Below are 27,000 nucleotides of genomic sequence, written 5' to 3'. Positions count from 1 at the left end.
ATTCTAAATTAAGATTGTAATCAATGCGTATAGGAATTATTCCGGGCGTGATGGGGATGTTGTGTACAACCCTTTCCGTTCATGCGCAGGAATCCGATTCAGTCCGTAATGTAGCTTTGCCTGAAGTCGTGATAGCGGAAACCTATCAACAGCTTCAGAACAAAAAGACTGCACTTACGCTCGAAGTGGCTGACAGGGATTTCTTGCGGAAACATTTCACGGGTAACTTCATGCAGGCTATGGAAAATATCCCCGGCGTGCAGGCTATGGATATCGGTTCGGGATTCTCCAAGCCGATGATTCGTGGCATGGGCTTTAATCGGGTGGCTGTATTGGAGAATGGCATCAAACAGGAAGGGCAGCAGTGGGGTGCAGACCATGGTCTGGAGCTGGATGCTTTCAATGTGGATGCCGTGAATGTAATGAAAGGTCCTGCTTCGCTGCTTTACGGCAGTGACGCCATGGGCGGAGTAATTGATATTGCTCCGGTGCAGGTGCCGGCAGAGAATATGTTGTTTGGTGACGTGACGCTGTTGGGTAAGTCTGTGAACGAAACCATAGGCGCTTCACTGATGTTGGGTATCAAAAGAAATGCCTGGTATACGCGGTTGCGTTACTCGGAACAGCGCTTTGGAGATTACCGTATCCCGGCAGACACGATTGTTTATCTGACTCAGAAGATGCCGGTCTACGGTCGTCGGCTGAAAAATACGGCGGGATGGGAACGCAACGTCAATTTCTTTACCCAATATCAGAAGAAGGGATATAAGTCGAATCTTGCTGTGTCCAATGTTTTTCAGAAGACGGGGTTCTTCCCCGGAGCACATGGGGTACCCGACTTGTCACGTCTGGAAGACGACGGTGACAGCCGGAACATCGATCTTCCTTATAGTAAGGTAAATCACCTGAAAGTGACCACTCATCAGCAGTATGCCTGGGAGAAGTTTATCCTGTCGGGTGATATCGGTTATCAGAACAATCACCGCGAGGAATGGAGTGCGTTTCATACCCATTACGGAACACAACTTCTGCCGGAAACTGATCCTGACAAAGAACTGGCCTTTAATCTGAATACTTTCAGTTTTTCGGCAAAAGGACGGTGGATCGGTTCTTCTTCTTGGGAACACCGGATGGGATGGGATTCTCAATTCCAGCGAAATACGATTTCCGGTTATTCTTTCTTGTTGCCGGAATATGATCGTTTTACTACCGGTATATCCTGGCTTACGACGTATCGTCCGGATAATACATTATCCGTCAGTGGAGGTGTACGGTATGACTATGGTCGCATGCGTGTCTTTGCCCATGATGATCCTTATCTGGCTACTTATTTGCAAGAACAGGGATATGCTGAAGAGCAGGTGGAGTTCTACCGGTGGAACAGCCGCCGGGTAAACAGGAGCTTTGGCGACTATTCTTTATCATTGGGTGTGGTATGGACGCCCTCGACGCGGCATCAGTTGAAGGTAAATGTCGGGCGGAGTTTTCGTCTTCCGGGAGCTAATGAACTGGCTTCGAATGGTGTGCATCACGGCACATTCCGTCATGAACAGGGAGATGCCACACTTTCGTCCGAACAGGGTTGGCAGATGGATGCTTCTTATCAGTTGAAGTACGGGAGATGGTCTGTATATGTTTCTCCTTTCGTCAATTGGTTTAGTAATTATATCTTTCTGCGGCCTACGGGGGAATGGTCTGTTTTACCCCATACGGGACAGATTTACCGTTATACGCAGACGGAAGCCTTGTTTGCCGGAGTGGAGGCGAGTGTGGAACTAACTATTTTGCCTACTCTCAACTACCGTATATCCGGTGAGTATGTCTATACCTACAATTGTGATGAACGTATTCCTTTGAGCTTTTCTCCACCTGCCACGCTGCGCAACACGCTCACCTGGCAAAGGAAGCGGTATATGCTTTATGCCGAATGGCAGAGCATAGCCAGGCAAAACCGTGTGGATCGCAACGAAGACCGCACGCCGGGTGCAAACCTCTTTCATATAGCTGGCTCTCTTGATTTACCCGTTGCCGGAACGGAAGTGGAGATTACTCTGACTGTCCGTAATTTATTCAATACGCGGTATTACAATCATCTCAGTTTTTATCGGAAAGTGGAGATTCCCGAACCGGGGCGAAACTTTCAATTATTAATCAAAGTACCATTTAAAAAATTATTCAAATGAAAACAAGATTTTATTTCCCGATGATTATTTCCCTTTTAGTGATAAGTGTCTCATTACTTACAGCTTGCGGAGACAGTGACAATCCGCTTAGTGATACTACAAAACCGGTGATTGATCTTAAATCGCCTGCCGAAGGCGGAGTGCTGGCAATAGGCAGTGAACACGGAGTACATTTTGAGATGGACTTATCGGATGATGTCATGTTGAAATCGTACAAGATAGAGATTCACAATAACTTCGACCATCATTCGCATGATACCCGCACTGCTGAGACGACTGTTGATTTCACCTTTAATAAGTCTTACGATGTTTCGGAACAAAGGACGGCTCATATCCATCATCATGATATCGTGATACCGGCTAATGCCACTCCGGGAGATTACCACCTGATGGTTTACTGTACAGATGCTGCCGGAAATGAGGCGCATGTCGCACGCAATATCGTGTTGAGTGCGACGGGAGGAGATGACGGACATCACGAAGAATAACGGTTTACGCTGGTTTTATTCGATTATCGAATAAAAATAATAAGTAAGTGTTCATAATTAGTTCACATAATAATAGGTAACTAAATTCCCATTTATACTACGAATTCATTCTGATTGACTACTTACAATATTGTTCGATAATCGAATGAAACGCAAACTTTGGGACAACAAAAGCAAAGTATTGTATTAGGTGCTTTCTTTATTTTTGCCTACTTTTGCATAGAAAATAAAGATGAATATGGAAAATCAGAGACCTTTGATATTGGTTTCCAATGACGATGGTGTCATTGCAAAAGGCATTAGTGAGTTGGTTAAGTTTCTTCGTCCGCTGGGAGAAATAGTTGTGATGGCGCCGGATGCGCCGCGTTCGGGTAGTGCAAGTGCGCTGACTGTAACGGAACCCATTCATTACCAGTTGGTTCGTAAAGATGTAGGGCTGACAGTTTATAAATGTTCCGGTACTCCGGTAGACTGCATAAAACTTGCTTTACATACGGTGCTCGATCGCAAACCCGATCTGATAGTCGGTGGTATCAATCACGGTGATAACTCTGCCGTGAATGTGCATTATTCCGGTACGATGGGAGTGGTAATTGAAGGCTGCCTGAAAGGTGTGCCTTCCATTGGTTTCTCTCTTTGCTGTCATGATCCGAATCCTGATTTTGAGCCTTCCGGTCCTTATATCCGCGAGATAGCCCGTCAGGTTTTGGAAAAGGGGCTGCCTCCGTTGACTTGCCTCAATGTAAATTTCCCCAATGTGCAGGAACTCAAGGGAGTTAAAGTCTGCGAACAGTCCAAAGGACAGTGGACCAATGAATGGGAGAATTTCGCGCATCGCGGTGATACCCATTACTACTGGCTGACCGGTGAGTTCCAGAATACCGATTCCGATAATGAAAAGAATGATCATTGGGCACTTGATAACGGGTATGTAGCTATTACTCCGACCAAGGTGGATGTTACGGCTTACGAACTTATAGATGAACTGCAAAGCTGGTTCTAATCTAATTTGATATGAAGTATTACTTGATTGTCGGTGAAGCTTCCGGTGACTTACACGCGTCTCACCTGATGGCTGCTTTGAAGGTTGAAGACCCGCAGGCGGAATTCCGTTTCTTCGGGGGCGACCTGATGGCAGCAGTGGGTGGAACGATGGTGAAGCACTATAAGGAACTGGCTTATATGGGCTTTATCCCGGTGTTACTGCATTTGCGCACAATCTTTGCCAACATGAGACGATGTAAAGAGGATATTGTGGCATGGCAGCCGGATGTAGTGATACTGGTGGATTATCCCGGTTTTAACCTGAATATTGCCAAGTTCCTGCGAGCTAAGACGCAAATCCCAGTCTATTATTATATCTCTCCGAAGATATGGGCGTGGAAAGAATACCGTATCAAGAATATCAAGCGGGATGTGGATGAATTGTTTTCCATTCTGCCGTTCGAGGTGGAGTTTTTCGAAGGCAAGCATCATTATCCGATACATTATGTAGGCAATCCTACGGTAGATGAAGTGACCGCTTTTCGTGCGGAACATCCTGAAACGTACGATGATTTTATTCGTGAGACCGGATTGGAGCCTAAGCCGATAATCGCTTTACTGGCGGGTAGCCGGAAGCAGGAGATAAAAGATAACTTGCCCGATATGCTTCGTGCAGCTTCTGCCTTTCCTGAGTACCAATTGGTTTTGGCCGGTGCGCCCGGTATTTCTCCTGACTATTATCACGAATATATAGGCGGTGCGAAAGTAAAGATCCTTTTCGGACAAACCTATCGTTTGCTGCAACAGGCTGAAGCTGCATTGGTAACTTCGGGAACTGCTACGCTGGAAACGGCCTTGTTCCGGGTGCCGCAGGCTGTTTGCTATCATACGCCGATAGGGAAGGTCATTTCGTTCCTGCGCCGTCATATACTGACGGTAAAGTATATTTCATTGGTGAATCTTATTGCAAACCGTGAGGTGGTGAAAGAGCTCGTGGCTGATACGATGACAGTAGAGCAGGCCCGTGCCGAACTGGAACGTATCTTATATAATAAGGAGTATCGGCAACGAATGCTCGAAGGCTATGAGTACATGGCATCGCGTCTGGGAGATGCCGGTGCTCCGAAGCATGCTGCACAAGAAATGATACGCCTGTTACACCTGCATTATTGTGGTAGGATTTAGAAGGAGTTACATAATGAAAGTCTTTTTGCTTCAAAAGGATATAAAATAGTTAAAAGAGATAAAGCCGGTGCAGTAAATGCCCGGCTTTCGTATTTTATAGTCAGAATACACGAAAGATTATGAACTAACAATTTTTACGAAAACAAGCAAAAGGACTTTGATTATGAAGAGATTACATTGGCTATTTTTTATGATGTGCTTGGCAGTACTACCTGCGTTGCAATCATGCGATGATTTAGATGACGGATACTCTATCGGTGATTTTTCTTATCCGAATTGGAGTACCGTACGCGTGAAGGGGAATACTTTCTATCTGGAAAGTGACACTTGGGGAACGCTTTGGCCTATTAATACTAATATGGGTTGGTATCAGCCTGTAGACGGGCAGCGTATAATAACAATCTTTAATCCCATCTATGATAATTATGAAGGATATGATCATGCCGTGAAGATTGAGAAGATCTGGCATGCCCTGACGAAAAGTGTGGAACCGCTGACATCGGAGAATGATGAGGAATATGGTAATGATCCGGTATTTATCTATAAAGGGGATATCACCATCAGTGGGGGATATATGAACGTTATCTTTATGCAGAATCTGCCGAAGAATTCGGGTACGAAACATCGCATCAGTCTGGTACAACGTGCAGAAGATGCCGAGGTTCCTTTAGCGGAAGAAGGTAATGATGACGGATATATCCATCTGGAACTTCGATACAATGATTATGATGACCTGAGTGGAGTTCGTGCTCCCGGATTAGTGTCGTTCAATCTGAAAGAATTGAATATAACTTCTGAAACGAAAGGTATCAAGTTGAAGCTGAATTCAGAAGTGAACGATGAAGTCGAAATTACCTTTGAAAAACAATCGGATAATTCCCAAAAAGCTTCTAGCTTAGATTTCTCAAAGATGCAATTGAAGTAAAGTAAAGTGTTTTGTGTAGGGCCGGGTGAATGTGAATTCCTCCGGCCTTTTTTATTTCATCAACATTAAAACGTAGAGGTAAACCACTGCTGCGGGGATTGCCAGTAAAGCACTGTCGAAACGGTCGAGCATTCCACCGTGGCCGGGTAGGATGTGACCCGAATCTTTGATACCTAACTGGCGCTTCATTAGCGACTCCGTTAGATCACCCCAAGTACCGAAGATGACAACAACCAGTGCCAGTCCGGCCCATTCCCAAACAGACAGGAATGAGAAGTAGTGGGCGAATACGAATGAAGAAGCAATAGAGAACACACCACCACCGATGCTTCCTTCCCATGACTTCTTGGGGGAAATACGTTCGAACAAACGATGCTTGCCGATTAACGAGCCTATACAATACGCTCCAGTGTCACTCAGCCATATAAATACAAAGATGGAAAGTGGTAGGATGGGATTGTAGGTCACGCTGCTTTCTGCCGGGTTATATTGAAAAGCCAATACGTTGAGCAATGCAAACGGTAATGCTACATACAGCTGGCTTAACATGGAAAAGGCCCAGTTACCAATGGGATTTTTCTTTTTCAGATACAGTTCTGTAATTATCAGGTAAAGCAGTAATGCCAGATAAGGCAGAAATACCTGGGCTCCGATAGTAGATTGACAAAAGCCCATTACGGCCAAGAAGAGATAAGCGCCTCCCAAAGCGGTAATTGTTTTATTGATTTGTACTTCACCGTTTTGGTTTATCAGGTGGGCAAATTCGTGTACGCTCAGTGCACCGATAATGGTGAACAGGATACCGAATGAAAGGGGGCTGTATAGGATACAGCCCACCAATACTACTACGAATAACACACCTGTGATGGCGCGTTTTAAGAAATTGCTTTTCACGGTAATTCCGTTTTTAGTTCTTTATTCTTTTGCGGGTCGTTCTACAGAAACTTTGGTACCTTCTGCTGAAACCTTTGTTTTGCCGGCTTCTGTTCCGCCTTCAACATTGTTTTCTTCTTCCGCTTTTACTTCTTTTTCGCTCTCCACAGCTTCTTTGGCAGCTGCTTCTTCAGCTTTCTTAAGGTCTTCCGAAATCTTGTTTGCACTGATTTCTTCAGAACGGGAAGCCCAAGGACGTTTTCCGAAGATTTCTTCCACATCTTCTGCAAAGATAACTTCTTTATCTATCAGCAACTGTGACAGTTTGGCGTGCCCATCCTTATGTTCGGAAAGTATTTTCTTAGCACGTTCGTACTGTTCGTTCACCATATTCTTCACTTCTTCGTCAATCAGTTCAGCTGTTTTTTCGCTGTACGGGCGATTGAAAGAATATTCATCGTTGCTGTAATAACAGAGGTTGGGCAACTTTTCGCTCATTCCGAGGTAGGCGATCATGCCGAAAGCCTGTTTTGTAACACGTTCCAGGTCGTTCATGGCACCGGTCGAAATGCGTTTCAGGAACAAATCCTCAGCTGCGCGTCCACCCAGTGTGGCACACATCTCATCAAGCATTTGTTCTTTGGTGGTAATCTGGCGTTCTTCGGGCAAATACCAGGCAGCGCCTAGGGCACGTCCGCGTGGAACAATCGTTACTTTAATCAGCGGATTGGCATATTCCAGTAACCAGGAGATGGAAGCATGTCCTGCCTCGTGGATAGCGATGGAACGACGTTCCGCTTCCGTAGTGATTTTCGTCTTCTTTTCCAGGCCACCAACAATACGGTCTACAGCATCGAGGAAATCTTGTTTGCCTACGAACTTTTTGCCGTGGCGGGCAGCGATCAGTGCAGCCTCATTGCAGACATTGGCGATATCGGCACCGGAGAAGCCCGGGGTCTGGCGTGCCAACAGGTCTACGTCTACTGTATTATCTATTTTGATGGGGCGTAAGTGTACGCCGAATACTTCCTTACGTTCGTTGAGGTCGGGAAGGTCTACATGAATCTGGCGGTCAAAACGTCCGGCACGCAACAAGGCTTTATCCAAAACGTCTACACGGTTGGTAGCAGCCAGGATGATTACACCGCTGTTGGAACCGAAACCGTCCATTTCTGTCAATAACTGGTTCAATGTGTTTTCGCGTTCATCATTTCCACCCATGGCGGCAGCTTTGGCGCGGGCACGACCTACGGCGTCAATTTCATCAATGAATACTATACAGGGGGCTTTTTCTTTGGCTTGGCGGAACAAGTCACGTACACGTGATGCACCTACACCGACAAACATTTCCACAAAGTCGGAACCAGCCAGTGAGAAGAACGGTACGTTGGCCTCGCCTGCCACAGCTTTGGCAAGCAGGGTCTTACCGGTTCCCGGAGGGCCTACCAGCAATGCGCCCTTGGGTATTTTACCTCCCAGGTCTGTATATTTTTGCGGTTCTTTCAGGAATTCCACAATTTCCTCTACTTCCTGTTTGGCCTCGGCAAGTCCGGCTACATCTTTGAATGTCACTTTCACGGGAGTCCCCTTCTCAAACAGTTGGGCACGCGATTTACCGACATTGAAAATGCCGCCACCGCCTGCACCGCCACCACCGCTCAGACGGCGTGACATGAATATCCAGAAACCTATAAGGAAAGCAATAGGCAGAATCTGCCACAGTACGACCCCGAAATAATTGCGTTTCTTTTCGTAGTTGATAGAACCGTCAAAGTGCAGTTCATCTTTTTCCTTTTGCAGGAAGTTTCCCAAGCTTTCACGAGACGGTGCTTCAGTCGTAATCATGGGATTTTTACCCACTTTACTAGAGTCTGCCTGAAATACGTTTTTAACGTATTGTGGCTTGATATATGCTTCTACAGAGTTATCATCATAACCGATGATTTTGCTCATATAGCCGTCACGTACGTATTGCTGGAATTCGTCATAAGAGACACTTTTGATTCCGGTACTGTTTTCATTGGTGATGTACAAGCCCAGAAGCATCATAGCTATGATCATATACAGCCAGTTCAGGTTGAACTTGGGCATATTTACCTTATTGGGCTTTTTGTTAGCGTTATTATTATTGTTGTCCATAGGGCTTATTAATCAATGTCAGGTATTTGGGTTAATTTGGCGTCGGCCCAGAGATTTTCCAGATTGTAGAAGTCTCTCGTTTCGGGTAGAAACACATGGACCAGTATGTCGGAGTAATCCATTGCTACCCATTCGGCATTGCGCAATCCGTCTATTGCAAAAGGTTTGCTGTTAGCGCCTTTGCGGGTGAATTCCTTTACGGACTCTACGATGGCGGTCACCTGGCTTGGGGAGTTTCCCTGACAAATGACAAGATAGTTGCAGATAGTATCGCCAATTTTAGAAAGATCTGCTATTACAATATTTTTTCCTTTTTTATCTTGTATACCTTCGGTTATTTGTTGAATGAGTTTCTTTGATTCGTTCATTACTTATTATTAAAATTAAACAGTTGACAAATATACGCTGAATTCTTGTATCAAACACCTAAAAGGGAAAAAGTCTTTCAATTTTTGATTTTTTTTAGGTATATATTTCTTTGGCATACGGCATCTTAGCAGATTTTAGAGAAAAAAACACGATAAATTGTTTTGGATTATCAAATTCTTTGTATCTTTGCAACCGCAAAACAGAAACGACCTGTTATTGGGCTATGGTGTAATGGTAACACTACAGATTCTGGTCCTGTCATTCCTGGTTCGAATCCAGGTAGCCCAACTAAAAAAAGCTGCGAATGTAATAAGTTCGTAGCTTTTTTGCTTTTTCTCCCCAAGTCTATTAACGTCTAATACAATAATGAAGCTTATGAAGAGATTCATTCAGTTTCTGCTGCTATTTTTCTTTATTTTAGGATCAGAGGGTAGAGCATGTGCCGAATGTAGTGAAAGCATTACGGTAAATGTTGTCGATCATCTACGTCTGAAATCGAAAGCGCATGAAGTAAAGGCATATTGCGTTAGTAAGGGATTCAGTACGAATTATTGTTTCTTAGTAGATTTCAGCATACATTCTGGTAAAAAACGTTTCTTTGTTTGGGATTTTAAAGGAGATTCCATTAAGTATGCAAGTCTTTGTGCCCATGGTTATGGGAAAGATAGTACACCTTCTAAACCTGTCTTTAGCAATACACCGGGAAGTCTTTGCTCTTCTCTGGGAAAATACAAAGTCGGTATTCGGGCTTACAGCAAATGGGGAATCAATGTTCATTATAAATTGCATGGTCTGGAACCCACTAATGATAATGCTTTCAAACGTATTGTCGTATTACATTCTTATACTCCTTTGCCTGCGACAGAGGTTTATCCTTCACATCTTCCATTAGGCATGAGTCAGGGATGTCCGGTGATTTGTAATGAAACGATGAGGCAAATTGATGTGTTGTTAAAGGCTGAAACCAAGCCTGTATTGTTGTGGATTTATAATGATTGATCATACTTTATGTTTTAAGTAATAATGTAGCAATTCTATTCAAAATAATTAAAACTATGGCAAAAGAGTTAGAACTCAAGTACGGCTGTAACCCTAATCAGAAGCCGGCCCGCATTTTTATGCAGGAGGGGGAGTTACCTATCGAAGTCCTGAACGGACGCCCGGGATACATCAATTTTATGGATGCACTGAACGGTTGGCAGTTGGTGAAAGAATTGAAAGCGGCTACCGGAATGCCGGCTGCGACTTCATTCAAACATGTTAGCCCTGCAGGTGCTGCTATTGGTCTGGAATTGGATGAGACAATGAAACAGATTTATTTTGTTGATAACTTGCCGCTTTCTCCTCTGGCCAGTGCATATGTGCGTGCCCGTGGTGCGGACCGTATGTCATCTTACGGAGATTTTATAGCTTTGAGTGATGTCTGTGATGAGGCGACTGCCCGTTTTATTAACCGCGAAGTATCCGATGGTGTCATTGCTCCGGGATATACGGACGAGGCACTCGAAATTCTGAAGAACAAGCGTAAGGGTACTTATAATGTGATTAAGATTGATCCTTCGTATAAACCTGCACCGATTGAGCGTAAGGATGTGTTCGGAATAACTTTTGAGCAGGGACGTAACGAGATTCAGCTGAATGGTAGCGAATTGTTTGCTAATATTCCTACGCGGAATAAGACTTTCCCGGATGCTGCAAAGCGTGATTTAATGATAGCGCTTATTACTTTGAAATATACGCAGTCCAATTCTGTATGTTATGTGAAAGACGGACAAGCGATTGGTATCGGAGCAGGGCAGCAAAGCCGTATCCACTGTACCCGTTTAGCTGGAAATAAAGCTGATATCTGGTATCTTCGCCAGCATCCAAAAGTATTGAACTTACCCTGGGTAGAGAAAATCCGCCGTGCCGACCGTGATAATACGATTGATATTTACATTAGCGATGACCATGATGATGTGTTGGCTGACGGTATTTGGCAGCAGTTCTTTACAGAAAAACCGGAAGTGCTGACGCGTGAGGAAAAGCGCGAATGGCTGAATACTCTGAAAGGAGTAGCTCTTGGTTCAGATGCTTTTTTCCCGTTTGGAGATAATATAGAGCGTGCTCACAAGACTGGCGTGGAATACATTGCCCAGGCAGGAGGTTCAGTACGTGATGATCATGTTATTGAAACCTGCGATAAATACGGTATCGCTATGGCATTTACAGGTATTCGTCTGTTCCATCATTAAGATATAAATAACAAAGAGGGTGTTTCAAAAATGTTGAAACACCCTCTTTGTATATATAGGCTTAAAATTATTCGGTGCTACGAATGGAATCGTCGATAACCTTAATCTTTTGTTTTACCAATTCAATATCTGCCTTCAGTTTTTCTACTTTGCGGTTTAGTTCTGTCAGCAGGCTGTTGCCTTTCTTTGAAGAAGCTGTCAGGAAGCCAAGATTATTTTCATAAGTCTGCAATTCGTTCTTCATGGCATCTGCTGCACGTACCAGTTTCTCGCGTTCGCGATAGAGTGACTGCGGGCTGCCTTCCTGAATACTGCTGATGTTGGATTTGAAGTTACTCAGCTTCTTATTAGCAGCGCTGATGTTGAAGTGGTCGAACAATTTATCCACTTGTCCGTGGTATTGCTTATACAAACGGTCTTTTTCCTTGAAAGGTACATGACCGATGTTGTTCCATTCCTTCATTAATTCGCGTACCAACTGAGTCGCTTCATCCGTATCCATATTCTCATCAATGGCACCCAACTTCTCGATGATTTCCTTCTTCTTATTCAGGTTGTCTATCTCAACGGAACGTTGGGAGGAAGTAGCCTTGTTCTTTTGTTCGAAGAAGTAGTCACAAGCAGAAATAAACCGTTTCCATATTGCATCAGAATATTTCTTTGCTACCGGACCGATGGTCTTCCATTCTTTTTGCAGTTTGGTTAGTTCGTCAGCGGTTGCTTTCCAGTCGGTACTGTCTTTCAGAGCTTCGGCTTTCTCGCAAAGAGCACGTTTTTTATCCAGGTTTGCATTCATGCCCTCTTTCAGGGCTTTAAAGAATTCACCTTTCTTGCGGAAGAATTCATCACACGCTTTACGGAAACGTTCGAATATCTTCACGTTCATCTTTTGCGGTGCAAAACCGATGGTCTTCCACTTGTTTTGCAGGGCAATGATTTCCTGTGTTTTATTGTCCCACGCAGCAAAGTTGGTCAATTCGTTGTAGTCTATTGCTTCAATGATTTCACAAATCACTGTTTTCTGGTCAAGATTATGCTGCTCTACTTCCTTCAATGATTCGAAGTGTTGTTGATGACGGCGATTTACGGCTGTGGAAGCAGCTTTAAATCGATTCCATACTTCGTCACGTAGTTCCTTTGCAACCGGACCCGTGTCACGGAATTCCTGATGTAGCTTTTGTAACTGGTGGAAAGCCGACACTACATCTGCTTCATCAGCCAGCTTTTCGGCAGCTTCACATAGATGTGTTTTTATTTCCAGGTTTTTCTTGAAGTCATATTCGCGGAATTCATTATTCAGCTTCAACAGATCGTAGAACTTCTCCACATAGAGTTGATAACTCTTCCACAGTTCGTTGACTTTGGCTTGCGGAATAAGTTTCACTTCATTCCACTGTTGCTGTAACTTCTTGAATTCTGAGTAGGATTTGTTGGCATCGTCGGGTGACTCTACCAGTTCTTTCAGTTCCTCGATAATGGAAAGTTTGATTTGCAGGTTCAGCTCTTTTTGTTGTTCCTGTTCAGCTGACAATGCACCTCTCTTTTCTTTAATGACGGACATGATATTTTTGAATTCCTCTTCAACAGCATCCGTTGTTGGAATGAAATTCTCTGCTATTCCCCCGTTTTCGATAAACAGCTTCTTTGTCGCTTCTTGTTCGGCATTATGAAGCTTATAGAAAGCCTGTTTCAGACTATCTATCTCCTGTTTGCCGGCGTTTTCCACATCTGCGGAAATCTCTTTCAATTTAGCCAGGATTTCTTCCTTGCTTAGCTTTTGTGCGGCTTCTACCGGCTGCTCTTCCTGCGTTGCTTCTTCAGCCGGAGTTTCCGTCAGAGCCGGTTCTGAAACCTCAGCTGCTTTCTTTTCTTCTTCTAATTCCACCGCCTTTTCGGGGAGATTAGTGTCATGAGTGTCCATCATTGTACATACATTTTAAAAAACGGTTTTACCCGTTCGGGTTACATTAGGTCACAAATTAATGAAATAAAACAATTACTTCATACTTTTTTCCTTAGTTTTTTTTCATTTTTCTTGTTTTAGGATAGAAGTACGGTAATTCCCATATATAACATCATGCCTATAATATCATTGGTAATTGCAATAAACGGACCGGTAGCGATGGCTGGGTCTACCTTCAACTTTTCCAGTGTCATAGGTACCAGCGTGCCGAAGATAGATGCGAACATCACTACTGCAAACAGGCTGATAGAAACGGAATAGGTGACGGTGGCAGTTGCGCCGAACCGGACAAAATTATATATATATACTAATAAGGAAATAATAGTAGCGTTGATAAGGGCCACTACGGATTCCTTGGTAATTTGCTTGAAAGTATCTTTTGCATCCAGCGAGTTGTTGGCAAGACCCTGTACGATGATGGCCGAAGATTGTGTTCCTACGTTTCCGCCTGTACCACCGATCAGCGGTATGTAGAGTGCCATCTCGGGATGGGCTGCGAAAGTAGCATCGAAATTACCTAAAATCATGGAATTGCCGATACCACCCAGCATACCGATAATAAGCCATGGCAAGCGGGCGCTGGTCTGGCGCATTACATTATCATCCGTTTCCACATCCTGGGAAAGACCGGATGCCAACTGGTAATCACGTTCCGATTGTTCACGAACTTCATCCATGACGTCGTCTACGGTGATTTGCCCCACAAGCCGTCCGATACTGTCGATAACAGGAACGGCTACCAGGTCATATTTCTCAATGGTCTGTACCACATCGTCCACAGATGTGTCTACGCGTACAGAAATGGGGTCTTTCCTCATCACGTGTTTAACCTTGGATACAGAAGGGGAGGTAATCATCTTTTTCAGTGGAAACACTCCTTGCAGGCGGTTTTCGTCGTCGATGACATAGACATAATAGATTTCATCCAATTGCTCAGCTTGCTGACGCATCTCTTTCAGGCACTCCGGCATACTCCAGTTCTCGTTTACGACCACCATTTCAGTACCCATCAAACCACCGGCGGTATCTTCGTCGTACTTCAACAGGTCTACGATGTCTCCTGCCTGCTCGATGTCTTCAATGTGAGAAAGAATTTCTTCCTGTTTTTCTTCATCCAATTCACGCATCAGGTCTACGGCATCATCCGTATCCATGTAGTCCACAAAGCGTTTGGCAATGGTTTCTGACGGGAGTATTTCCAGGAATTCTTTACGGACGTCCTCATCCATTTCCATCAACACGTCTGCTGCCGTTTCGTTATCCAGTAAGCGGTATACGAAACGTGCTTCCTCAGGACTCAGGTCATTGCACAGTTCGGCAATATCCGCAGGGTGCAGGTCTATAAGGAGCGCTTTGACGTTCTCAGCGTCCTTTTGTTCTATGAGGTTTTTGACATTGTCAATGTATTCTTCGTCCATCTCCATAATCTTTCTCCTCTTTTTAAAATGATAATTTAGCGGGCTAAGTCGTATGATTTTTAGGTGCGGATTACGCGGATTCCACGGATTAAAAGCTACGCTATTAAATTATTTTCAGATACGGATTTCACGGCTTTACTGTATGACTCCGGAAATAACTGTGTAACCCGTGAAATCCGTGTCTGAAAAAAACGCGTTCATCCGCGCCTAAAATCTTTAATTATCATTTCTTGGTTTCATCACTTGTTTCTCTAATCTCTTTCAAGGCCTGTTCAACCCGGTTGGTCAGACTGATAAATTCCTGTACCGATAGTTGTTCTGGTCGTTTGTTAAACAAAACGTCTTCCGTCAGCGGACAATCTTTGCCGAGTATCGGCTTTATCGAATTTCTCAGGGTTTTGCGGCGTTGATTAAAAGTCGTTTTCACTACTTGTTTGAACAGTTTCTCATCACAACCCAACTCTTTCGTTTCGTTTCGTGTCATGCGAATAACTGCACTTTTCACTTTGGGTGGCGGATTGAATACATGTTCGTGTACGGTGAAAAGATATTCTACACGATACCATGCCTGTATCAATATACTCAGGATGCCATACGTCTTACTGCCCGGTCCGGCGGCAATACGTTCGGCCACTTCTTTCTGTATCATACCGGTACAACAAGGTATCAGTTCTTTGTTATCCAACATTTTGAAGAATATCTGGCTGGATATATTATAAGGATAGTTTCCTGTCAGCACAAAAGGTTGCCCGTCGAACAGGCGTTGGAGATTCATTTTCAGGAAGTCGTCTTCAATGATGTTGTCTTCCAGTGACGGATATTCTTCACGCAGATAGGCTACGGACTCATAATCCAGTTCCACCACCTTCACCGGACGTTCTTTTATCACCAGAAACTGGGTCAATACCCCCATGCCCGGACCTACTTCCAGAATGGGGAGGCCGGGACATGCGTCTACCGTATCGGCTATATCCTGTGCCACTTTCAGATCTTTCAGAAAATGCTGGCCGAGAAACTTTTTAGGCTTTACTAATTTCATTTATCAACTAAATCGTTACTTTTGCACCGCAAACGGAGACCGTCCTTTTGGGAAAGTGCTGTATTTGCAGCCCACAAAGGTAATCCTTTTCGACGAAGAATAACGAATTCTGCATGAATAAACTATTAAAAAAGACACTGAAGATCCTTTTACCGGTCGCTTTGGGCGGTTTTATTCTTTATTGGGTGTATCGAGATTTTGATTTTGCACGCGCCAAGGAGGTACTTCTGCATGGAACGGACTGGGGATGGATGCTGTTTTCGTTGTTTTTTGGTGTGATGAGCCATGTTTTCCGTGGCTGGCGTTGGAAACAGACGCTTGCTCCGCTCGGAGCTTATCCAAAGACGAGCGATTGTGTGGATGCTATCTTTGTTTCTTATGCCGCTAATCTTGTTTTACCCCGTGTAGGCGAAGTTTCCCGTTGCGGTGTGCTTGCCAAATATGACGATGTTTCTTTTGCCAAATCGCTTGGAACAGTGGTAACGGAACGCTTGATAGATACATTGACCATTCTTTTGATTACCGGGATTACTTTTCTGATGCAGATGCCTGTCTTCCTTCGTTTTTTTGAAGAGACAGGTACGAAAGTCCCTTCGTTGGTGCATCTGGTGACATCTCCCTGGTTTTATGTCGTTCTTTTTAGTATCATTGGTGTATTAGTATTACTCTATTTCCTTCTGCGTATGCTTTCTTTCTTCGAGAAAGTGAAAGGAGTGGTGCTGAATGTATGGGAAGGTGTGATGTCATTGAAGAGTGTGAAGAATATACCGCTTTTCCTCCTTTACACGGTGTTGATATGGATATGCTACTTTTATCACTTTTATATCACTTTCTATTGCTTCGCTTTTACTGAACATCTCAGTTTTCTGGCAAGTCTGGTGATGTTTGTGGGCGGCACTTTTGCTGTGATTGTCCCTACTCCTAATGGGGCGGGACCGTGGCATTTCGCTGTCATTACAATGATGATGCTATACGGTGTCAATGCTACCGATGCGGGAGTTTTTGCCCTGATAGTACATGGTATACAGACATTGCTGGTTATTGTATTGGGTATTTATGGCTGGTTACATTTGTCGTTGGTAAATCGGTCAAGGTAGAATTTGTGGGTGTAGCTGAAAAGGATAAGGACGGAATACGTTTATCGGATGACGCATTCTACCACCAAATCCTTGTTTACAAGAAGTTAAGAGTTTGTCTACAAGAAGTTAACTCCTTGTCGGCAGGAAGTTAACTCCTTGTAATCCTCTGATAATCAGTGCCCGGTTTTAGACTTTTTTTCTGCTTTCCAAGCTATTGATTTCTCGCCTTGTTCAGTGCTCCGACCAGATATTTCCCTTTGCTGTTCACTATGCTCCACTTGGTTGCATGTATGATTTTCCAGACCCCGTTTCCCAGCCGTCCGTAGTCGGACAGCTTCAGAATCGCTTTCACGTCATTAGGATCGTTGATATGCAGTCCGTCCAGTGCGAGCAAGAGGCATTCCAGGTTGTGGGTGTTTTTGTTGTAGGCGTATCCCGGAAACTCGACGAAAGAATATCTTCTCCATACACCGACATCCTCCCCCGTCGGGGGAGTTAGTGGGGGGAGTTCTTTGCTTTCCTCTGCTCTACTATACTCTACTATGCTTTGTCCGGAATTGTCTGCATTTTCGGTGGAATCGGCTACGTCCTGTATGCAATTCTGTGGATTTTGCATACATTCTGTCTCTTTACCATCTTTATCACCTTTATCGCTTTTTTCTTCTTCCGTTTTCACCAATATGTAGGGTAGGGAGGCTATATCCCCCCTTTTCCTACGTTTTGTAGCTTCCAGCCATACTTTCTGAATCTCTATGGAAGTCAGAACCTGCTGCTTCTCGTAACTTTGTTTGTCAAAGAATCCTTTATCTACAAGAATATCCACGATACCCTGCATTTCTTCCTCATCGATATCTTTTCCCGCCTTATTGGTGAAGAGTGCGCATTGTTCCTCTCCCCAAAGCAGGTAATATCCGTTTTCCTTGTATATCTTGCATAGCAATTTCATCGCTATGGCTATGCCTTTCATTCCGAACCTGGCTTCTATCAGCCCCATGTATATCTCGTCAAAGAGTACCACTGAAATGGGATAATATTGAATCCCTCCATACGTCATTGCCATAATTTTATTCTTTCATTTTTAATTCTTTCATTCAATTGATCGGTCTCCATTCCAGAAAATTCTCTAATTGGAAACTTCTCCATGCTTGTGACTCCACATCCCAGTAGATGATGTGCCCTTCTATACGATGTATATCGTATTTCCGACGGAAACATTTTTCGTATGGAAGTAGTGTTGCTTTTACAAACTTGAAGGTTCCGTCCTGTTTATGGTATGCTATGAGTGCATATCCATACTGCATGTGGCTGATTAGGCTTTCTACTCTGTCGGTCATCCATAGTGCTGCGTCTTCTGTGTAGTCTTTTTCGAGCATGATTCGTATTCTCCATTTCTTTCTGAGTGCTTCATAGATTGAAGCGGGTTTCTTTCGATTTCTCATTGTGTTTAATTTTAAATTATTAATTCTTAGTTCTTTAGTCGGTGTTTATGTCGGGCATAAAAAAAGAGAAGACATCACTTTGGGGATAAAGCGACATCTTCTCGATTTGCGGGGCTTAATCTTTGCTAAAGCGGGGGCAAAGATATAGCAGGTTGTATATAGGGTGTCAATATTTAATTGTTGTCCATTTATTTCTTGTCTTTATTCTTGTTTTTACTCTTCTTCTCCATCACTTTCTGTAGATGTTCACCTCTCCAGATTTCTCCCAATTCTATTTCTATTGTCTTGGCTGATAGTGGAGTATTACTGTCAGAGAGAAAAAGTTCCCATTCAGCACCCTTGTCTGCCAATTCGTGAATGGATATGTTTTCTTTTTTACCGAAAAATCCTTTGTCTCTCCAATTGAGCAGTTCTATCATCCCTTCTTTTCGATATTTGGGAAGTATCCCTTTTACCACTATACCTTTAGGGCGTCCGGGTTTTCTCTTAATCTCTGATACATTGCCTCTTAAAGGTGACTTTTTTGCCTGTTTCAGGTCTTTTTTTCAAGGCTTTCAGCCATTTCTTCTTGTTCCATAATTTTATTTATTTAACGTAATAATTAAATCTATATTAAATGTTTGATTTGAAAAACGGGCAAAGGTAGGAGTTTCTTTTTGTAACTGGCAATGGAACTGATAAAAAAAAGTTCTTTTGTTGATGGTTTTTGTTTGGTTAATATATTGAAATGTAGATAGTTACTCTAAAATTATAGGGGTGTCCAAAAATCGTTCGTTTAATGGGCGCAAAGATAATGGGTATTTTTTGAACTTGCAAGATGTTTAATAAAAATATTTTAGAACTAGGCTTTTTATATAGTTATATTATTGATAATCAGTCTAACATTTTTGTCGTTTAATATATTTAATATCTCTTCCTTTTTATGTTTTTGAATTATCTGTTTTTTCTCAAATCTTGACGCCCATTAAACGAACGATTAAAAGGCGTTTCTTCGAATTTAATATCTTCGTTTATAGCTCATTAAATTGAAATATCTATTGGTTACGGTTTGAAAGAGAATATGTCTCGTTCAAACCGCGAAGCGCATCCGGAACTATAGTAAAATCCTCTACTTACTTTTTGCAAGTGATTGAAAATCAAAAATATTGGTTTGCAGCCCGTACTCGTGATAAGCAAGAGTTTGCTGTCCGAAAATCCCTAGATAAGTTTAAGGCAGAAGAGGGCCTGGATCTTGATTACTATCTTCCCACGCGAATTGTGGTATCTCAGCTGAAGTATCGCCGTAAGCGCACTGAGGTTCCTGTTATTCGAAATTTAATCTTTATCTATGCTACTAAGCAGACTGCCTGTGATCTTTCCAATGTTTATGGTGTTCGCCTTTATTATATGAAAGACCTTTTCACTCATTCCATGTTGGTGGTCCCTAATAAACAAATGGAAGACTTCATGTTTATTATGGACTTGAATCCTGATGGAGTCAGTTTTGATAGCGAACCCTTTGCTATAGGGAATAAAGTGAAGGTCATCAAAGGGGATTTTAGCGGCATTGAAGGTGAGATTGCCACACAAGCCAATAAAACCTATGTTGTTATTCGTATCAAGGGTGTCTTAGTCGCAAGTATTAAAGTCCCCAAGTCTTATCTGAAGCTAATCAACTAATTATATATTAATCTCCATGAATTCTTTACTTTCTTGTGCTTTTGAGCTTCAACGTGCTGCTCATGAGCTGATGTATCTTGGTATGGACGGCGAACCTATCTATTCCGATACTTTTTGTCGGTTGAATAAGGAAGTTCTCGTTAAGTCCAATTCTCTTTTTTCCTCTAAGAGTTCCGATATCGAAGAAGAAGCCAATCTGTGTCTGGCACTTTTGATGGGTTACAATGCTACGATCTACGATTATGGAGATAAAGAGCAGAAGAAGCAATCTGTATTAGACCGCGCTTATAATATTCTGGAACAGCTTCCAACTTCTTTGCTTAAAGTTCGTTTGCTGACTTACTGTTATGGCGAAATTTATGAAGAGAGTTTGCTTCAAGAAGCTCATTCCATTATGGATCAGTGGGACAAAGGAACTTTAACTTCCGAACAAGCGGAAGTCATGGAAGAATTGAAGAATATTGAAGAAAATCAATATCCTTTTGAGGTACTTGGTTAACATACTAATCATTTATAATTTATATTCATCTTGAATATTCTATTTATTCTTCTAACTTTCTTGATATCAGTATTTATAGCTCGGATGTTAATTCCGCGTATCTTGCTGATATCTATGCGAAAGAAGCTTTTTGATATACCGGACTCCCGTAAGATACATAGGAAGGCCATTCCTCGTTTAGGTGGAGTTTCTTTCTTTCCTACTGTGCTTTTTACATATTGTTTGGTTTACACTTTCCGTTTGCTTTTAGGCTGTGAGCTTACTACTCTTTATGCTTCTTATTTGTTGCCGGAAATGCTTCTTTTTGCATGTGGAATGACCTTGCTTTATCTGACAGGAATAGCGGATGATTTGGTGGGTGTTCGTTATCGTCAAAAATTTGTTATCCAAATATTTTGTGCTTGTTTATTTCCGTTGTCCGGACTTTGGATTAATAATTTGTACGGCTTGTTCGGCATTCATGAACTTGCTCCTTATATTGGTATGCCTTTCACAGTTTTTACTGTTGTATTTATCACGAATGCAATAAATCTGATTGATGGAATTGATGGTTTGGCATCCGGATTGAGCAGTGTAGCCCTTCTCATTTTTGCTTTTTTATTTATTGAGAAAGGGCTTTGGAGTTATGCAATGTTGGCGGCCGCTACCTTTGGCGTTCTTGTTCCATTCTTCTACTATAATGTTTTCGGTAGCGCGGAACGAGCCAGGAAGATCTTTATGGGAGACACAGGAAGTTTGACATTGGGATACACTTTGAGTTTTCTTGCTATTAAATATAGCCAGGTGAATCCTGATGTAATGTCATATACAGAGGGTGCCTTTGTGATTGCTTTCAGCACTTTGATTATTCCTTCGTTTGATGTAATTCGAGTGATATTGGTTCGAGTGCGTAATGGTAAAAGTCCATTTGAGGCGGATAAGAATCATATCCATCATAAATTATTGGCAATTGGACTTAGTCCGAGAAAAGCTATGATTGGCTTATTGGGCATGTCATGTGCTTTCAGTGCGATAAATATACTGTTGATGCCATATGTGAATAATACGATAATGTTGATGGTGGATATTGTGGTATGGATAGGGCTGAATTTGTGGTGGGATAGATTGCGTGATACGTCTGCCGATGGATGAGTGTATATTTGAAGAATAAAATATGAATGCAATAATGATGCTATAGTAGACATTAGGAGAATAAAGAAACAGAGTGCGTTTGATAGAAACCTCGCTGAATATTTGCTTTTTATAAACCAAATTCCGTTCTTTGTATTATTCTAAAAGTATGAATGGTGTAATAGGAGGATGTTCAATGGATAAGTATGCAAAAGTTTCCGAAATAGATCTTTATTGGAATTCTGTAAAGAACTTGGGTAAAGATGTAAAATTGGCTTTAATAGCCAAATTATCTAATTCCTTATTGGATAATCCGGCTAATAATGGTGCCAAAGAAGGTTGGACGAAAGAATTTCGAGGGATGTGGGATGATGACTCTCGTTCTACAGATGAGATAATTGATGATATTCGCCAGAGTCGTACTTTTACAAGAACAGTTGAGTCTTGGGGATGAAGAAATATTTGCTTGATACTAATATTTGTGTGTTCCTATTTCGGGACAAATATAATGTTGCACAAAAAATGGATGAAATAGGTGTTGAAAATTGCTATATATCATCTGTTACGGTAGCTGAACTCAAGTATGGTTTAGAATATGGTGGTGCTACTTCTAAAAGACGTAATCAATTAGATCATTTTTTATCTTGCATCAATATTGTTACTTTTGAAGCCAGTATAGATGTTTATGCCCGCGAAAAGTCACGCCTTCGTAAAGAAGGTCTGCTTATAGATGATTTCGATTTACTTATTGCCAGTGCTCTATGGCTAAAGGTTATACGTTGGTGACTGATAATTTGAGGCATTTTGAACGTGTTAAAAATGTAAAGATAGAAAATTGGATAGATAGAAAGTAATGTTTGTAGCTCCAAAAAACTAGTATTATGCGTAATTTCCTTTCAAATACAGCCGGTGCGACCTTCTTCCAAGGCGAAAAGACTACAGTCATTATCCGTAAAGACTACATAGAGTATGTGGTAAAGATTTCTAAGGGAACTTACGGCATAGTCAATCTTATTGTTACAAATTCGAAACAAGTATCTTTGTTTTGTTCCTGGGGAAATTACTTCGACCGCGTGAATAATCACGACGACCCCAATAAACTCTTTAAAATGCTTGAAAAGCAGTGCCCTACAGTGATTGATCTGTTTACAGTGAAGTCCGGATTTGAATGCATTACTTTACCTGACGAAAACAATGCCAGCGGTATAGCGAAGCGGGTAGACTTGGATGTCTTTCTGCAATCTTATGAACTGGTAGGCAATCCCGCCATAACCGCTGCGATGATAGAGGTGCTAAACTATAGCTGTAAACTCTATAATGAAATAATGAAGTCTTGCCCGTTTGAGGGGTGGAAGACGGGGCTGAGGGAGATTTGAGGTAAGCACTCAAATCAGGGTACTATTCTATGCGTTTGCTCAAGACTTCATTGAGCGCAGTCAGAGTGTAATACTATAACGATCCGGTTTATGCTCAGAATAGAACAGCGGGAAGCTATTGCGGAGTTTCAGAATGTGATTGATAATCCCTGTCCTTGGGAAGAAGTGGAAGAGTAACCTGCGTATATCATGGGCGAACGCCTTGTCATCCGTTTTTACCCTATCGGCCAGCCCGGAAAAAGGAAAGGCCTCTTTTCCCGCCTGTTTCTCCGTTTGAAAGATTGGTTTATGAAGATTCTGAATGTGGACTTCGACCTTGAAATCACTTCCGTAGGCTCGTATGTCTATAAGCCGAAAGACAACGGCAATATACAGCTTGTAGAGCGTAAGGTCTTGCTGAACGGTCGTCTTGCGCCTCCGGGGGGGGAGGTGCGGAAAGAAGAATATGAAAACACCCTGTCGAGCCGTCTGAAGGTGAACATCCACGCCTCTGGCCTTTCCCTCCCCAAGGGGGTGCTGGCGATACTGGATATGTACACCAATTCCATTCGTCCGACCGGATTAAACGAAAAGCCATGATTTATGCCGCTTGTGGTGAGGAGAGCGTAGAAAGCTTCGTGCAGAGCATGTGCGAAAGCGAATACAAACAACTGCTTCTTTTTGCGAATTTCATCAAAAAGAATCCTCCGATGCTTCGTGCTTTGCAATGTAAGGACTGGGCTGCGTTTGCTAAATGCTATAACGGCCCTGCTTATGCGCAGAATAGGTATGATGTGAAGTTGGAGGTGGCGTATCGGAAATTTAAAGAGCTATGAATACTCTTTTTTTGAATCAATATGGAAATTATAAAAACAGCCATTGAAGGGGTTGTCATCATAGAACCACGTCTTTTTAAAGATGGACGTGGCTACTTCTTTGAATCCTTCAATCAGAGAGAATTTGAAGAAAAAGTCTGTAAGACAACATTTGTGCAGGATAATGAATCTAAATCGTCTTACGGTGTCATTCGTGGTTTGCATTTTCAGAAACCTCCTTTTGCACAGAGTAAACTGGTGCGTGTAGTAAAGGGGACTGTTTTGGATGTTGCTGTAGATATAAGAAAAGGTTCGCCGACTTTCGGACAGCATGTAGCTGTAGAACTAACAGAAGAAAATCATCGTCAATTCTTTATACCAAGAGGTCTTGCGCATGGTTTCAGTGTGTTGAGCGATGAGGTGATATTTCAATATAAGTGTGATAATTTTTATGCTCCGGAGTATGAAGGTGCTTTGGCATGGAATGACCCGGATTTGGGGATTAACTGGAAAATACCTGTGGAGCAAGTGTTGGTAAGTGAAAAAGATATGCGGCATTCTAATCTGCGAGATTTGGTTCTATCATCGGAGTTATGAGAATTGATGTGGAGGATATCTTTTCCACTTGCTTGTGAATCGTTAACACATGTCAGAATCCTTAAAACACAAAACCATTCGAGGTGTCGGATGGAGTTTTGTTGATAATATTGCCAATTCAGGAATTACCTTTTTGGTAGGACTTGTCTTAGCCCGTTTGCTGACTCCGAGCGAATACGGTATTATGGCCATGATTGCTATTTTTATAGCAATTTCCAACTCTATTATTGACAGCGGTTTTTCCAATGCATTGATACGCAAGGTACATATTGAACGCGTGGATTATAATACGGTTTTCTATTTCAATTTAGTGATTAGCATTGTTCTGTATCTTGCTTTATTTTTTGCTGCACCTGCCATTAGTAAATTCTTTAAAGAACCGGTATTGATGGGAATTGTAAGAATTATTGGATTGATGCTGGTGGTTAATGCATTGGGAATTATTCCTCGTACTATTTTTGTCCGTGATGTTAATTTTAAAGTTCAGACCAAGGTTTCATTAGTTTCCAGTATCAGCAGTGGTATTATTGGAATTGGTATGGCTGTGTCGGGAATGGGAGTATGGAGCTTGGTAGGGCAACAACTTTCCCGCCAATCATTGAATACGCTGTTTTTGTGGATACATTGCCATTGGCGGCCGATATGGGAATTTTCCATGCAAAGTTTTAAGGAATTGTTTGGCTTCGGTTCAAAATTATTACTTTCTGGATTGCTGGACACAATTTACAAGAATATCTATTATATTATTATCGGCCGTTTTTATACTTCTGCACAGTTGGGGCAATATACTCGTGCAGAACAGTTTAATATAATTTTTTCAAGTAATTTGACCTCTGTAATTCAGCGTGTTAGTTATCCGGTGCTCAGTTCCATCCAAGAAGACTCGGAACGACTGCGCGAAGCCTACCGACGGATGATAAGAACTACGATGTTGATAACTTTTGCTTGTATGTTAGGCTTGGCAGCGGTAGCAAAACCTCTAATTATTATTCTGATAGGAGAGAAGTGGCTGCCTGCTGTTTATTTCTTACAGATTATTTGCTTCAGTGGCATGCTTTATCCGCTTCATGCCATTAATCTGAATATTCTACAAGTTAAAGGTCGTTCAGACCTGTTTCTAAAACTGGAAATAATAAAGAAAATGATTGCCGTTGGTCCCATTGTGGTTGGTGTTTTGTATGGGATTGAATATATGCTTTGGGGAAGTGTTTGTACTTCATTTATTGCTTATTTTCTGAATAGTTATTATTCTGCGAATTTGATTCATTATCCTACCGGAAAACAAATTAAAGACATATTACCTACTTTTATGGTTTCATCCATTGTGGCAGCTGTGATGTGGGGGATTTCCTTTTGGAATATTTCTCTTTATATTCTGTTACCTATCCAAATACTGGTTGGAATACTGTTGGCTATGCTCATTTATGAACGTCTTCAGCTGGTTGAATATCTTGAAATCAGGCAACTAGTACTTACCACACTTAAGCGTAAATAAAAAAATAAATCATATGTTATAGTAAGATGGAAAATAAAATAATCACGGTTACTTCTCCTTTACTTCCCTCCTTGGATGACTTTATGCCTTATCTTCAGGATATTTGGGATCGAAAGTGGCTGACTAATAACGGTCATTACCATCAGGAATTAGAGAAAGCCTTGTGCGAATATTTGAAAGTACCTTATATCTGTTTGTTTACTAACGGTACGTTGCCACTGATGTGTGCCTTGCAGGCATTACGCATTACGGGTGAGGTAATTACTACTCCTTACAGTTTTGTGGCGACCACTCATTCCTTGTGGTGGAATGGCATTAAGCCCGTGTTTGTGGACATTGATCCTATTTCTTGTAATATTGATCCTGATAAGATTGAAGCTGCCATTACTCCGAAGACTACTGCTATCATGCCGGTACATGTTTATGGTAAGCCTTGTGATACAGTGCGTATTCAGGCAATCGCTGATAAATATGGGTTGAAGGTGATTTATGATGCTGCTCATGCCTTTGGTGTGGAGGTGAATGGACAATCAATACTTAACGCTGGAGATATGTCTACTTTAAGTTTTCATGCGACGAAAGTTTATAACACTGTTGAAGGTGGTGCTTTAATTTGTCATGATAAAAAAATAAAGGAGCGGATTGACTACTTAAAGAATTTCGGTTTTGCAGGGGAAACAACTATTGTCGCACCTGGCATTAACGGAAAAATGGATGAGATTCGTTCTGCTTATGGCTTAATTAATCTAAGGCAAGTGGATGCAGCTATTGAATCCCGGCATCAGGTGGCTTTGCAATATCAGAGCGCTTTAAAGGAAGTAAAAGGTATTTGCTTTATGGAAGATGTGCTTGGAGTTCGTCACAATTATTCTTACTTTCCCATTTTTGTTAATTCCGAAGAATATGGTATGACTCGGGATGAACTTTATTTTAAGATGAAGGAAAACAATGTTTTAGGCCGGCGGTATTTCTATCCTTTGATAAGTGAATTTTCTACATATCGAGGTTTGGAGTCTGCCAGACCTGAAAATCTGCCTGTAGCACATCGGATTGCTGATAGTGTGATTTGTTTGCCAATGCATCATGGCATTCAAAAACATGAAATAGAACGTATTCTCTCTTTGATAATCAGATGAAAGATATTTATATTTT

The 27,000-nt window shown here is 42.1% G+C and carries 28 protein-coding genes and 1 tRNA gene; 20 read left to right on the top strand and 9 right to left on the bottom strand.

The window, feature by feature from the left end; translation table 11 throughout:
* Positions 1 to 23: 23 nt before the first annotated feature.
* The 5 genes from BN161_RS01680 to BN161_RS01660 all read left to right on the top strand — a co-directional run bounded on the left by BN161_RS01680 (position 24) and on the right by BN161_RS01660 (position 5,765).
* Positions 24 to 2,183 carry a TonB-dependent receptor gene (locus BN161_RS01680; protein ID WP_044262440.1) on the top strand — a complete coding sequence of 720 codons (2,160 nt, stop codon included), beginning with the start codon at positions 24 to 26 and terminating at the stop codon, positions 2,181 to 2,183.
* Entirely contained in the window at positions 2,180 to 2,671 is a 492-nt protein-coding gene (locus tag BN161_RS01675) for a DUF4625 domain-containing protein (RefSeq protein WP_007212347.1), read from the top strand. The genes BN161_RS01680 and BN161_RS01675 overlap by 4 nt, the downstream gene beginning before the upstream one ends.
* Before the next feature lie 238 nt (positions 2,672 to 2,909).
* Positions 2,910 to 3,674, top strand: a complete 765-nt coding sequence (gene surE / locus BN161_RS01670; protein WP_044262530.1) for a 5'/3'-nucleotidase SurE — start codon at positions 2,910 to 2,912, stop codon at positions 3,672 to 3,674.
* A gap of 11 nt (positions 3,675 to 3,685) precedes the next feature.
* A complete protein-coding gene (gene lpxB, locus BN161_RS01665; protein ID WP_044262439.1) occupies positions 3,686 to 4,840 on the top strand; it encodes a lipid-A-disaccharide synthase in 1,155 nt (384 codons plus the stop codon).
* Between the two features lie 163 nt (positions 4,841 to 5,003).
* Positions 5,004 to 5,765 carry a NigD1/NigD2 family lipoprotein gene (locus BN161_RS01660; protein ID WP_044262437.1) on the top strand — a complete coding sequence of 254 codons (762 nt, stop codon included), beginning with the start codon at positions 5,004 to 5,006 and terminating at the stop codon, positions 5,763 to 5,765.
* 51 nt (positions 5,766 to 5,816) lie between these two features.
* Here BN161_RS01660 and BN161_RS01655 read toward each other — a convergent pair whose 3' ends face one another.
* From BN161_RS01655 to rsfS, 3 genes are read right to left on the bottom strand one after another with little or no spacing between them, the layout of a single operon-like run.
* Positions 5,817 to 6,659: a phosphatidate cytidylyltransferase gene (locus tag BN161_RS01655; RefSeq protein ID WP_044262435.1), complete on the bottom strand. Its 843-nt coding sequence runs from the start codon at positions 6,657 to 6,659 to the stop codon at positions 5,817 to 5,819.
* Between the two features lie 21 nt (positions 6,660 to 6,680).
* Positions 6,681 to 8,777: an ATP-dependent zinc metalloprotease FtsH gene (gene ftsH, locus BN161_RS01650; protein WP_044262434.1), complete on the bottom strand. Its 2,097-nt coding sequence runs from the start codon at positions 8,775 to 8,777 to the stop codon at positions 6,681 to 6,683.
* Between the two features lie 8 nt (positions 8,778 to 8,785).
* Complete coding sequence (gene rsfS, locus BN161_RS01645; protein WP_007212354.1) at positions 8,786 to 9,145, bottom strand: ribosome silencing factor; 360 nt, start codon at positions 9,143 to 9,145, stop codon at positions 8,786 to 8,788.
* 218 nt (positions 9,146 to 9,363) lie between these two features.
* On the opposite strand from rsfS, the gene BN161_RS01640 reads away from it, so the two are divergent.
* The 3 genes from BN161_RS01640 to BN161_RS01630 all read left to right on the top strand — a co-directional run bounded on the left by BN161_RS01640 (position 9,364) and on the right by BN161_RS01630 (position 11,380).
* Positions 9,364 to 9,434: transfer RNA gene (locus BN161_RS01640), tRNA-Gln, on the top strand.
* 87 nt (positions 9,435 to 9,521) lie between these two features.
* A complete protein-coding gene (locus BN161_RS01635; RefSeq protein WP_394332280.1) occupies positions 9,522 to 10,145 on the top strand; it encodes a murein L,D-transpeptidase catalytic domain-containing protein in 624 nt (207 codons plus the stop codon).
* A gap of 56 nt (positions 10,146 to 10,201) precedes the next feature.
* Positions 10,202 to 11,380: a phosphoribosylaminoimidazolecarboxamide formyltransferase gene (locus BN161_RS01630; protein WP_044262431.1), complete on the top strand. Its 1,179-nt coding sequence runs from the start codon at positions 10,202 to 10,204 to the stop codon at positions 11,378 to 11,380.
* Positions 11,381 to 11,447: 67 nt separating this feature from the next.
* On the opposite strand, the gene BN161_RS01625 is transcribed toward BN161_RS01630, so the two are convergent.
* From BN161_RS01625 to rsmA, 3 genes are all read right to left on the bottom strand, one after another.
* Positions 11,448 to 13,304 carry a DUF349 domain-containing protein gene (locus BN161_RS01625; RefSeq protein WP_044262429.1) on the bottom strand — a complete coding sequence of 619 codons (1,857 nt, stop codon included), beginning with the start codon at positions 13,302 to 13,304 and terminating at the stop codon, positions 11,448 to 11,450.
* Positions 13,305 to 13,420: 116 nt separating this feature from the next.
* Positions 13,421 to 14,761, bottom strand: a complete 1,341-nt coding sequence (mgtE, locus tag BN161_RS01620; RefSeq protein ID WP_026367655.1) for a magnesium transporter — start codon at positions 14,759 to 14,761, stop codon at positions 13,421 to 13,423.
* A 223-nt stretch (positions 14,762 to 14,984) separates the two neighbouring features.
* Complete coding sequence (rsmA, locus tag BN161_RS01615; protein ID WP_044262427.1) at positions 14,985 to 15,800, bottom strand: 16S rRNA (adenine(1518)-N(6)/adenine(1519)-N(6))-dimethyltransferase RsmA; 816 nt, start codon at positions 15,798 to 15,800, stop codon at positions 14,985 to 14,987.
* 113 nt (positions 15,801 to 15,913) lie between these two features.
* On the opposite strand from rsmA, the gene BN161_RS01610 reads away from it, so the two are divergent.
* On the top strand, positions 15,914 to 16,897 hold the full coding sequence (locus BN161_RS01610) for a lysylphosphatidylglycerol synthase transmembrane domain-containing protein (RefSeq protein WP_044262425.1): 984 nt from the start codon (positions 15,914 to 15,916) through the stop codon (positions 16,895 to 16,897).
* A gap of 193 nt (positions 16,898 to 17,090) precedes the next feature.
* Here the strand turns inward: BN161_RS01610 and BN161_RS01605 are convergent, their stop codons facing one another.
* From BN161_RS01605 to BN161_RS01595, 3 genes are all read right to left on the bottom strand, one after another.
* Entirely contained in the window at positions 17,091 to 17,939 is an 849-nt protein-coding gene (locus tag BN161_RS01605; RefSeq protein ID WP_044262423.1) for a DUF4373 domain-containing protein, read from the bottom strand.
* A gap of 31 nt (positions 17,940 to 17,970) precedes the next feature.
* Positions 17,971 to 18,318 carry an SH3 beta-barrel fold-containing protein gene (locus BN161_RS01600; protein WP_044262420.1) on the bottom strand — a complete coding sequence of 116 codons (348 nt, stop codon included), beginning with the start codon at positions 18,316 to 18,318 and terminating at the stop codon, positions 17,971 to 17,973.
* A gap of 188 nt (positions 18,319 to 18,506) precedes the next feature.
* The gene (locus tag BN161_RS01595) at positions 18,507 to 18,737 is read right to left on the bottom strand and encodes a hypothetical protein (protein ID WP_044262528.1); all 231 of its coding nucleotides are present in this window, start codon (positions 18,735 to 18,737) and stop codon (positions 18,507 to 18,509) included.
* Between the two features lie 706 nt (positions 18,738 to 19,443).
* On the opposite strand from BN161_RS01595, the gene BN161_RS01590 reads away from it, so the two are divergent.
* From BN161_RS01590 to BN161_RS01540, 11 genes are all read left to right on the top strand, one after another.
* Entirely contained in the window at positions 19,444 to 19,977 is a 534-nt protein-coding gene (locus tag BN161_RS01590; RefSeq protein ID WP_044262526.1) for a UpxY family transcription antiterminator, read from the top strand.
* Between the two features lie 16 nt (positions 19,978 to 19,993).
* Positions 19,994 to 20,476, top strand: a complete 483-nt coding sequence (locus BN161_RS01585; protein WP_044262419.1) for a UpxZ family transcription anti-terminator antagonist — start codon at positions 19,994 to 19,996, stop codon at positions 20,474 to 20,476.
* 30 nt (positions 20,477 to 20,506) lie between these two features.
* The gene (locus tag BN161_RS01580) at positions 20,507 to 21,607 is read left to right on the top strand and encodes an MraY family glycosyltransferase (protein WP_044262418.1); all 1,101 of its coding nucleotides are present in this window, start codon (positions 20,507 to 20,509) and stop codon (positions 21,605 to 21,607) included.
* 148 nt (positions 21,608 to 21,755) lie between these two features.
* A complete protein-coding gene (locus tag BN161_RS01575; RefSeq protein WP_052356146.1) occupies positions 21,756 to 22,040 on the top strand; it encodes a hypothetical protein in 285 nt (94 codons plus the stop codon).
* A complete protein-coding gene (locus tag BN161_RS01570) occupies positions 22,037 to 22,372 on the top strand; it encodes a PIN domain-containing protein (protein ID WP_244436376.1) in 336 nt (111 codons plus the stop codon). The genes BN161_RS01575 and BN161_RS01570 overlap by 4 nt, the downstream gene beginning before the upstream one ends.
* Positions 22,373 to 22,467: 95 nt before the next feature.
* A complete protein-coding gene (locus BN161_RS01565) occupies positions 22,468 to 22,962 on the top strand; it encodes a hypothetical protein (protein ID WP_044262417.1) in 495 nt (164 codons plus the stop codon).
* 189 nt (positions 22,963 to 23,151) lie between these two features.
* On the top strand, positions 23,152 to 23,541 hold the full coding sequence (locus BN161_RS01560; RefSeq protein ID WP_052356145.1) for a hypothetical protein: 390 nt from the start codon (positions 23,152 to 23,154) through the stop codon (positions 23,539 to 23,541).
* On the top strand, positions 23,538 to 23,777 hold the full coding sequence (locus BN161_RS01555; RefSeq protein WP_044262416.1) for an N-acetylmuramidase domain-containing protein: 240 nt from the start codon (positions 23,538 to 23,540) through the stop codon (positions 23,775 to 23,777). The genes BN161_RS01560 and BN161_RS01555 overlap by 4 nt, the downstream gene beginning before the upstream one ends.
* Positions 23,778 to 23,798: 21 nt before the next feature.
* A complete protein-coding gene (rfbC, locus tag BN161_RS01550; RefSeq protein WP_044262415.1) occupies positions 23,799 to 24,353 on the top strand; it encodes a dTDP-4-dehydrorhamnose 3,5-epimerase in 555 nt (184 codons plus the stop codon).
* 49 nt (positions 24,354 to 24,402) lie between these two features.
* Positions 24,403 to 25,848, top strand: a complete 1,446-nt coding sequence (locus tag BN161_RS01545) for a lipopolysaccharide biosynthesis protein (RefSeq protein WP_044262414.1) — start codon at positions 24,403 to 24,405, stop codon at positions 25,846 to 25,848.
* A gap of 26 nt (positions 25,849 to 25,874) precedes the next feature.
* Positions 25,875 to 26,984, top strand: a complete 1,110-nt coding sequence (locus BN161_RS01540; RefSeq protein WP_044262412.1) for a DegT/DnrJ/EryC1/StrS family aminotransferase — start codon at positions 25,875 to 25,877, stop codon at positions 26,982 to 26,984.
* The last annotated feature ends 16 nt before the right edge of the window (positions 26,985 to 27,000 follow it).

It is taken from the genome of Bacteroides timonensis (assembly GCF_000513195.1).
GTDB classification, from domain to species: domain Bacteria; phylum Bacteroidota; class Bacteroidia; order Bacteroidales; family Bacteroidaceae; genus Bacteroides; species Bacteroides timonensis.
The sequence above is the reverse complement of the archived record's forward strand: the minus strand, read 5'-3'. Positions and strand labels throughout refer to the sequence as shown.

Excerpts from the sequence above, each read along its gene's own strand:
- BN161_RS01680 (WP_044262440.1), top strand. The coding sequence starts at position 24 with ATGCGTATAGGAATTATTCCGGGCGTGATGGGGATGTTGTGTACAACC.
- BN161_RS01675 (WP_007212347.1), top strand. The coding sequence starts at position 2,180 with ATGAAAACAAGATTTTATTTCCCGATGATTATTTCCCTTTTAGTGATA.
- surE (WP_044262530.1), top strand. The coding sequence starts at position 2,910 with ATGGAAAATCAGAGACCTTTGATATTGGTTTCCAATGACGATGGTGTC.
- lpxB (WP_044262439.1), top strand. The coding sequence starts at position 3,686 with ATGAAGTATTACTTGATTGTCGGTGAAGCTTCCGGTGACTTACACGCG.
- BN161_RS01660 (WP_044262437.1), top strand. The coding sequence starts at position 5,004 with ATGAAGAGATTACATTGGCTATTTTTTATGATGTGCTTGGCAGTACTA.
- ftsH (WP_044262434.1), bottom strand. The coding sequence starts at position 8,777 with ATGGACAACAATAATAATAACGCTAACAAAAAGCCCAATAAGGTAAAT.
- rsfS (WP_007212354.1), bottom strand. The coding sequence starts at position 9,145 with ATGAACGAATCAAAGAAACTCATTCAACAAATAACCGAAGGTATACAA.
- BN161_RS01635 (WP_394332280.1), top strand. The coding sequence starts at position 9,522 with ATGAAGAGATTCATTCAGTTTCTGCTGCTATTTTTCTTTATTTTAGGA.
- BN161_RS01630 (WP_044262431.1), top strand. The coding sequence starts at position 10,202 with ATGGCAAAAGAGTTAGAACTCAAGTACGGCTGTAACCCTAATCAGAAG.
- BN161_RS01625 (WP_044262429.1), bottom strand. The coding sequence starts at position 13,304 with ATGATGGACACTCATGACACTAATCTCCCCGAAAAGGCGGTGGAATTA.
- mgtE (WP_026367655.1), bottom strand. The coding sequence starts at position 14,761 with ATGGACGAAGAATACATTGACAATGTCAAAAACCTCATAGAACAAAAG.
- rsmA (WP_044262427.1), bottom strand. The coding sequence starts at position 15,800 with ATGAAATTAGTAAAGCCTAAAAAGTTTCTCGGCCAGCATTTTCTGAAA.
- BN161_RS01610 (WP_044262425.1), top strand. The coding sequence starts at position 15,914 with ATGAATAAACTATTAAAAAAGACACTGAAGATCCTTTTACCGGTCGCT.
- BN161_RS01605 (WP_044262423.1), bottom strand. The coding sequence starts at position 17,939 with ATGGCAATGACGTATGGAGGGATTCAATATTATCCCATTTCAGTGGTA.
- BN161_RS01600 (WP_044262420.1), bottom strand. The coding sequence starts at position 18,318 with ATGAGAAATCGAAAGAAACCCGCTTCAATCTATGAAGCACTCAGAAAG.
- BN161_RS01595 (WP_044262528.1), bottom strand. The coding sequence starts at position 18,737 with ATGATAGAACTGCTCAATTGGAGAGACAAAGGATTTTTCGGTAAAAAA.
- BN161_RS01585 (WP_044262419.1), top strand. The coding sequence starts at position 19,994 with ATGAATTCTTTACTTTCTTGTGCTTTTGAGCTTCAACGTGCTGCTCAT.
- BN161_RS01575 (WP_052356146.1), top strand. The coding sequence starts at position 21,756 with ATGAATGGTGTAATAGGAGGATGTTCAATGGATAAGTATGCAAAAGTT.
- BN161_RS01570 (WP_244436376.1), top strand. The coding sequence starts at position 22,037 with ATGAAGAAATATTTGCTTGATACTAATATTTGTGTGTTCCTATTTCGG.
- BN161_RS01565 (WP_044262417.1), top strand. The coding sequence starts at position 22,468 with ATGCGTAATTTCCTTTCAAATACAGCCGGTGCGACCTTCTTCCAAGGC.
- BN161_RS01560 (WP_052356145.1), top strand. The coding sequence starts at position 23,152 with ATGGGCGAACGCCTTGTCATCCGTTTTTACCCTATCGGCCAGCCCGGA.
- BN161_RS01555 (WP_044262416.1), top strand. The coding sequence starts at position 23,538 with ATGATTTATGCCGCTTGTGGTGAGGAGAGCGTAGAAAGCTTCGTGCAG.
- rfbC (WP_044262415.1), top strand. The coding sequence starts at position 23,799 with ATGGAAATTATAAAAACAGCCATTGAAGGGGTTGTCATCATAGAACCA.
- BN161_RS01545 (WP_044262414.1), top strand. The coding sequence starts at position 24,403 with ATGTCAGAATCCTTAAAACACAAAACCATTCGAGGTGTCGGATGGAGT.
- BN161_RS01540 (WP_044262412.1), top strand. The coding sequence starts at position 25,875 with ATGGAAAATAAAATAATCACGGTTACTTCTCCTTTACTTCCCTCCTTG.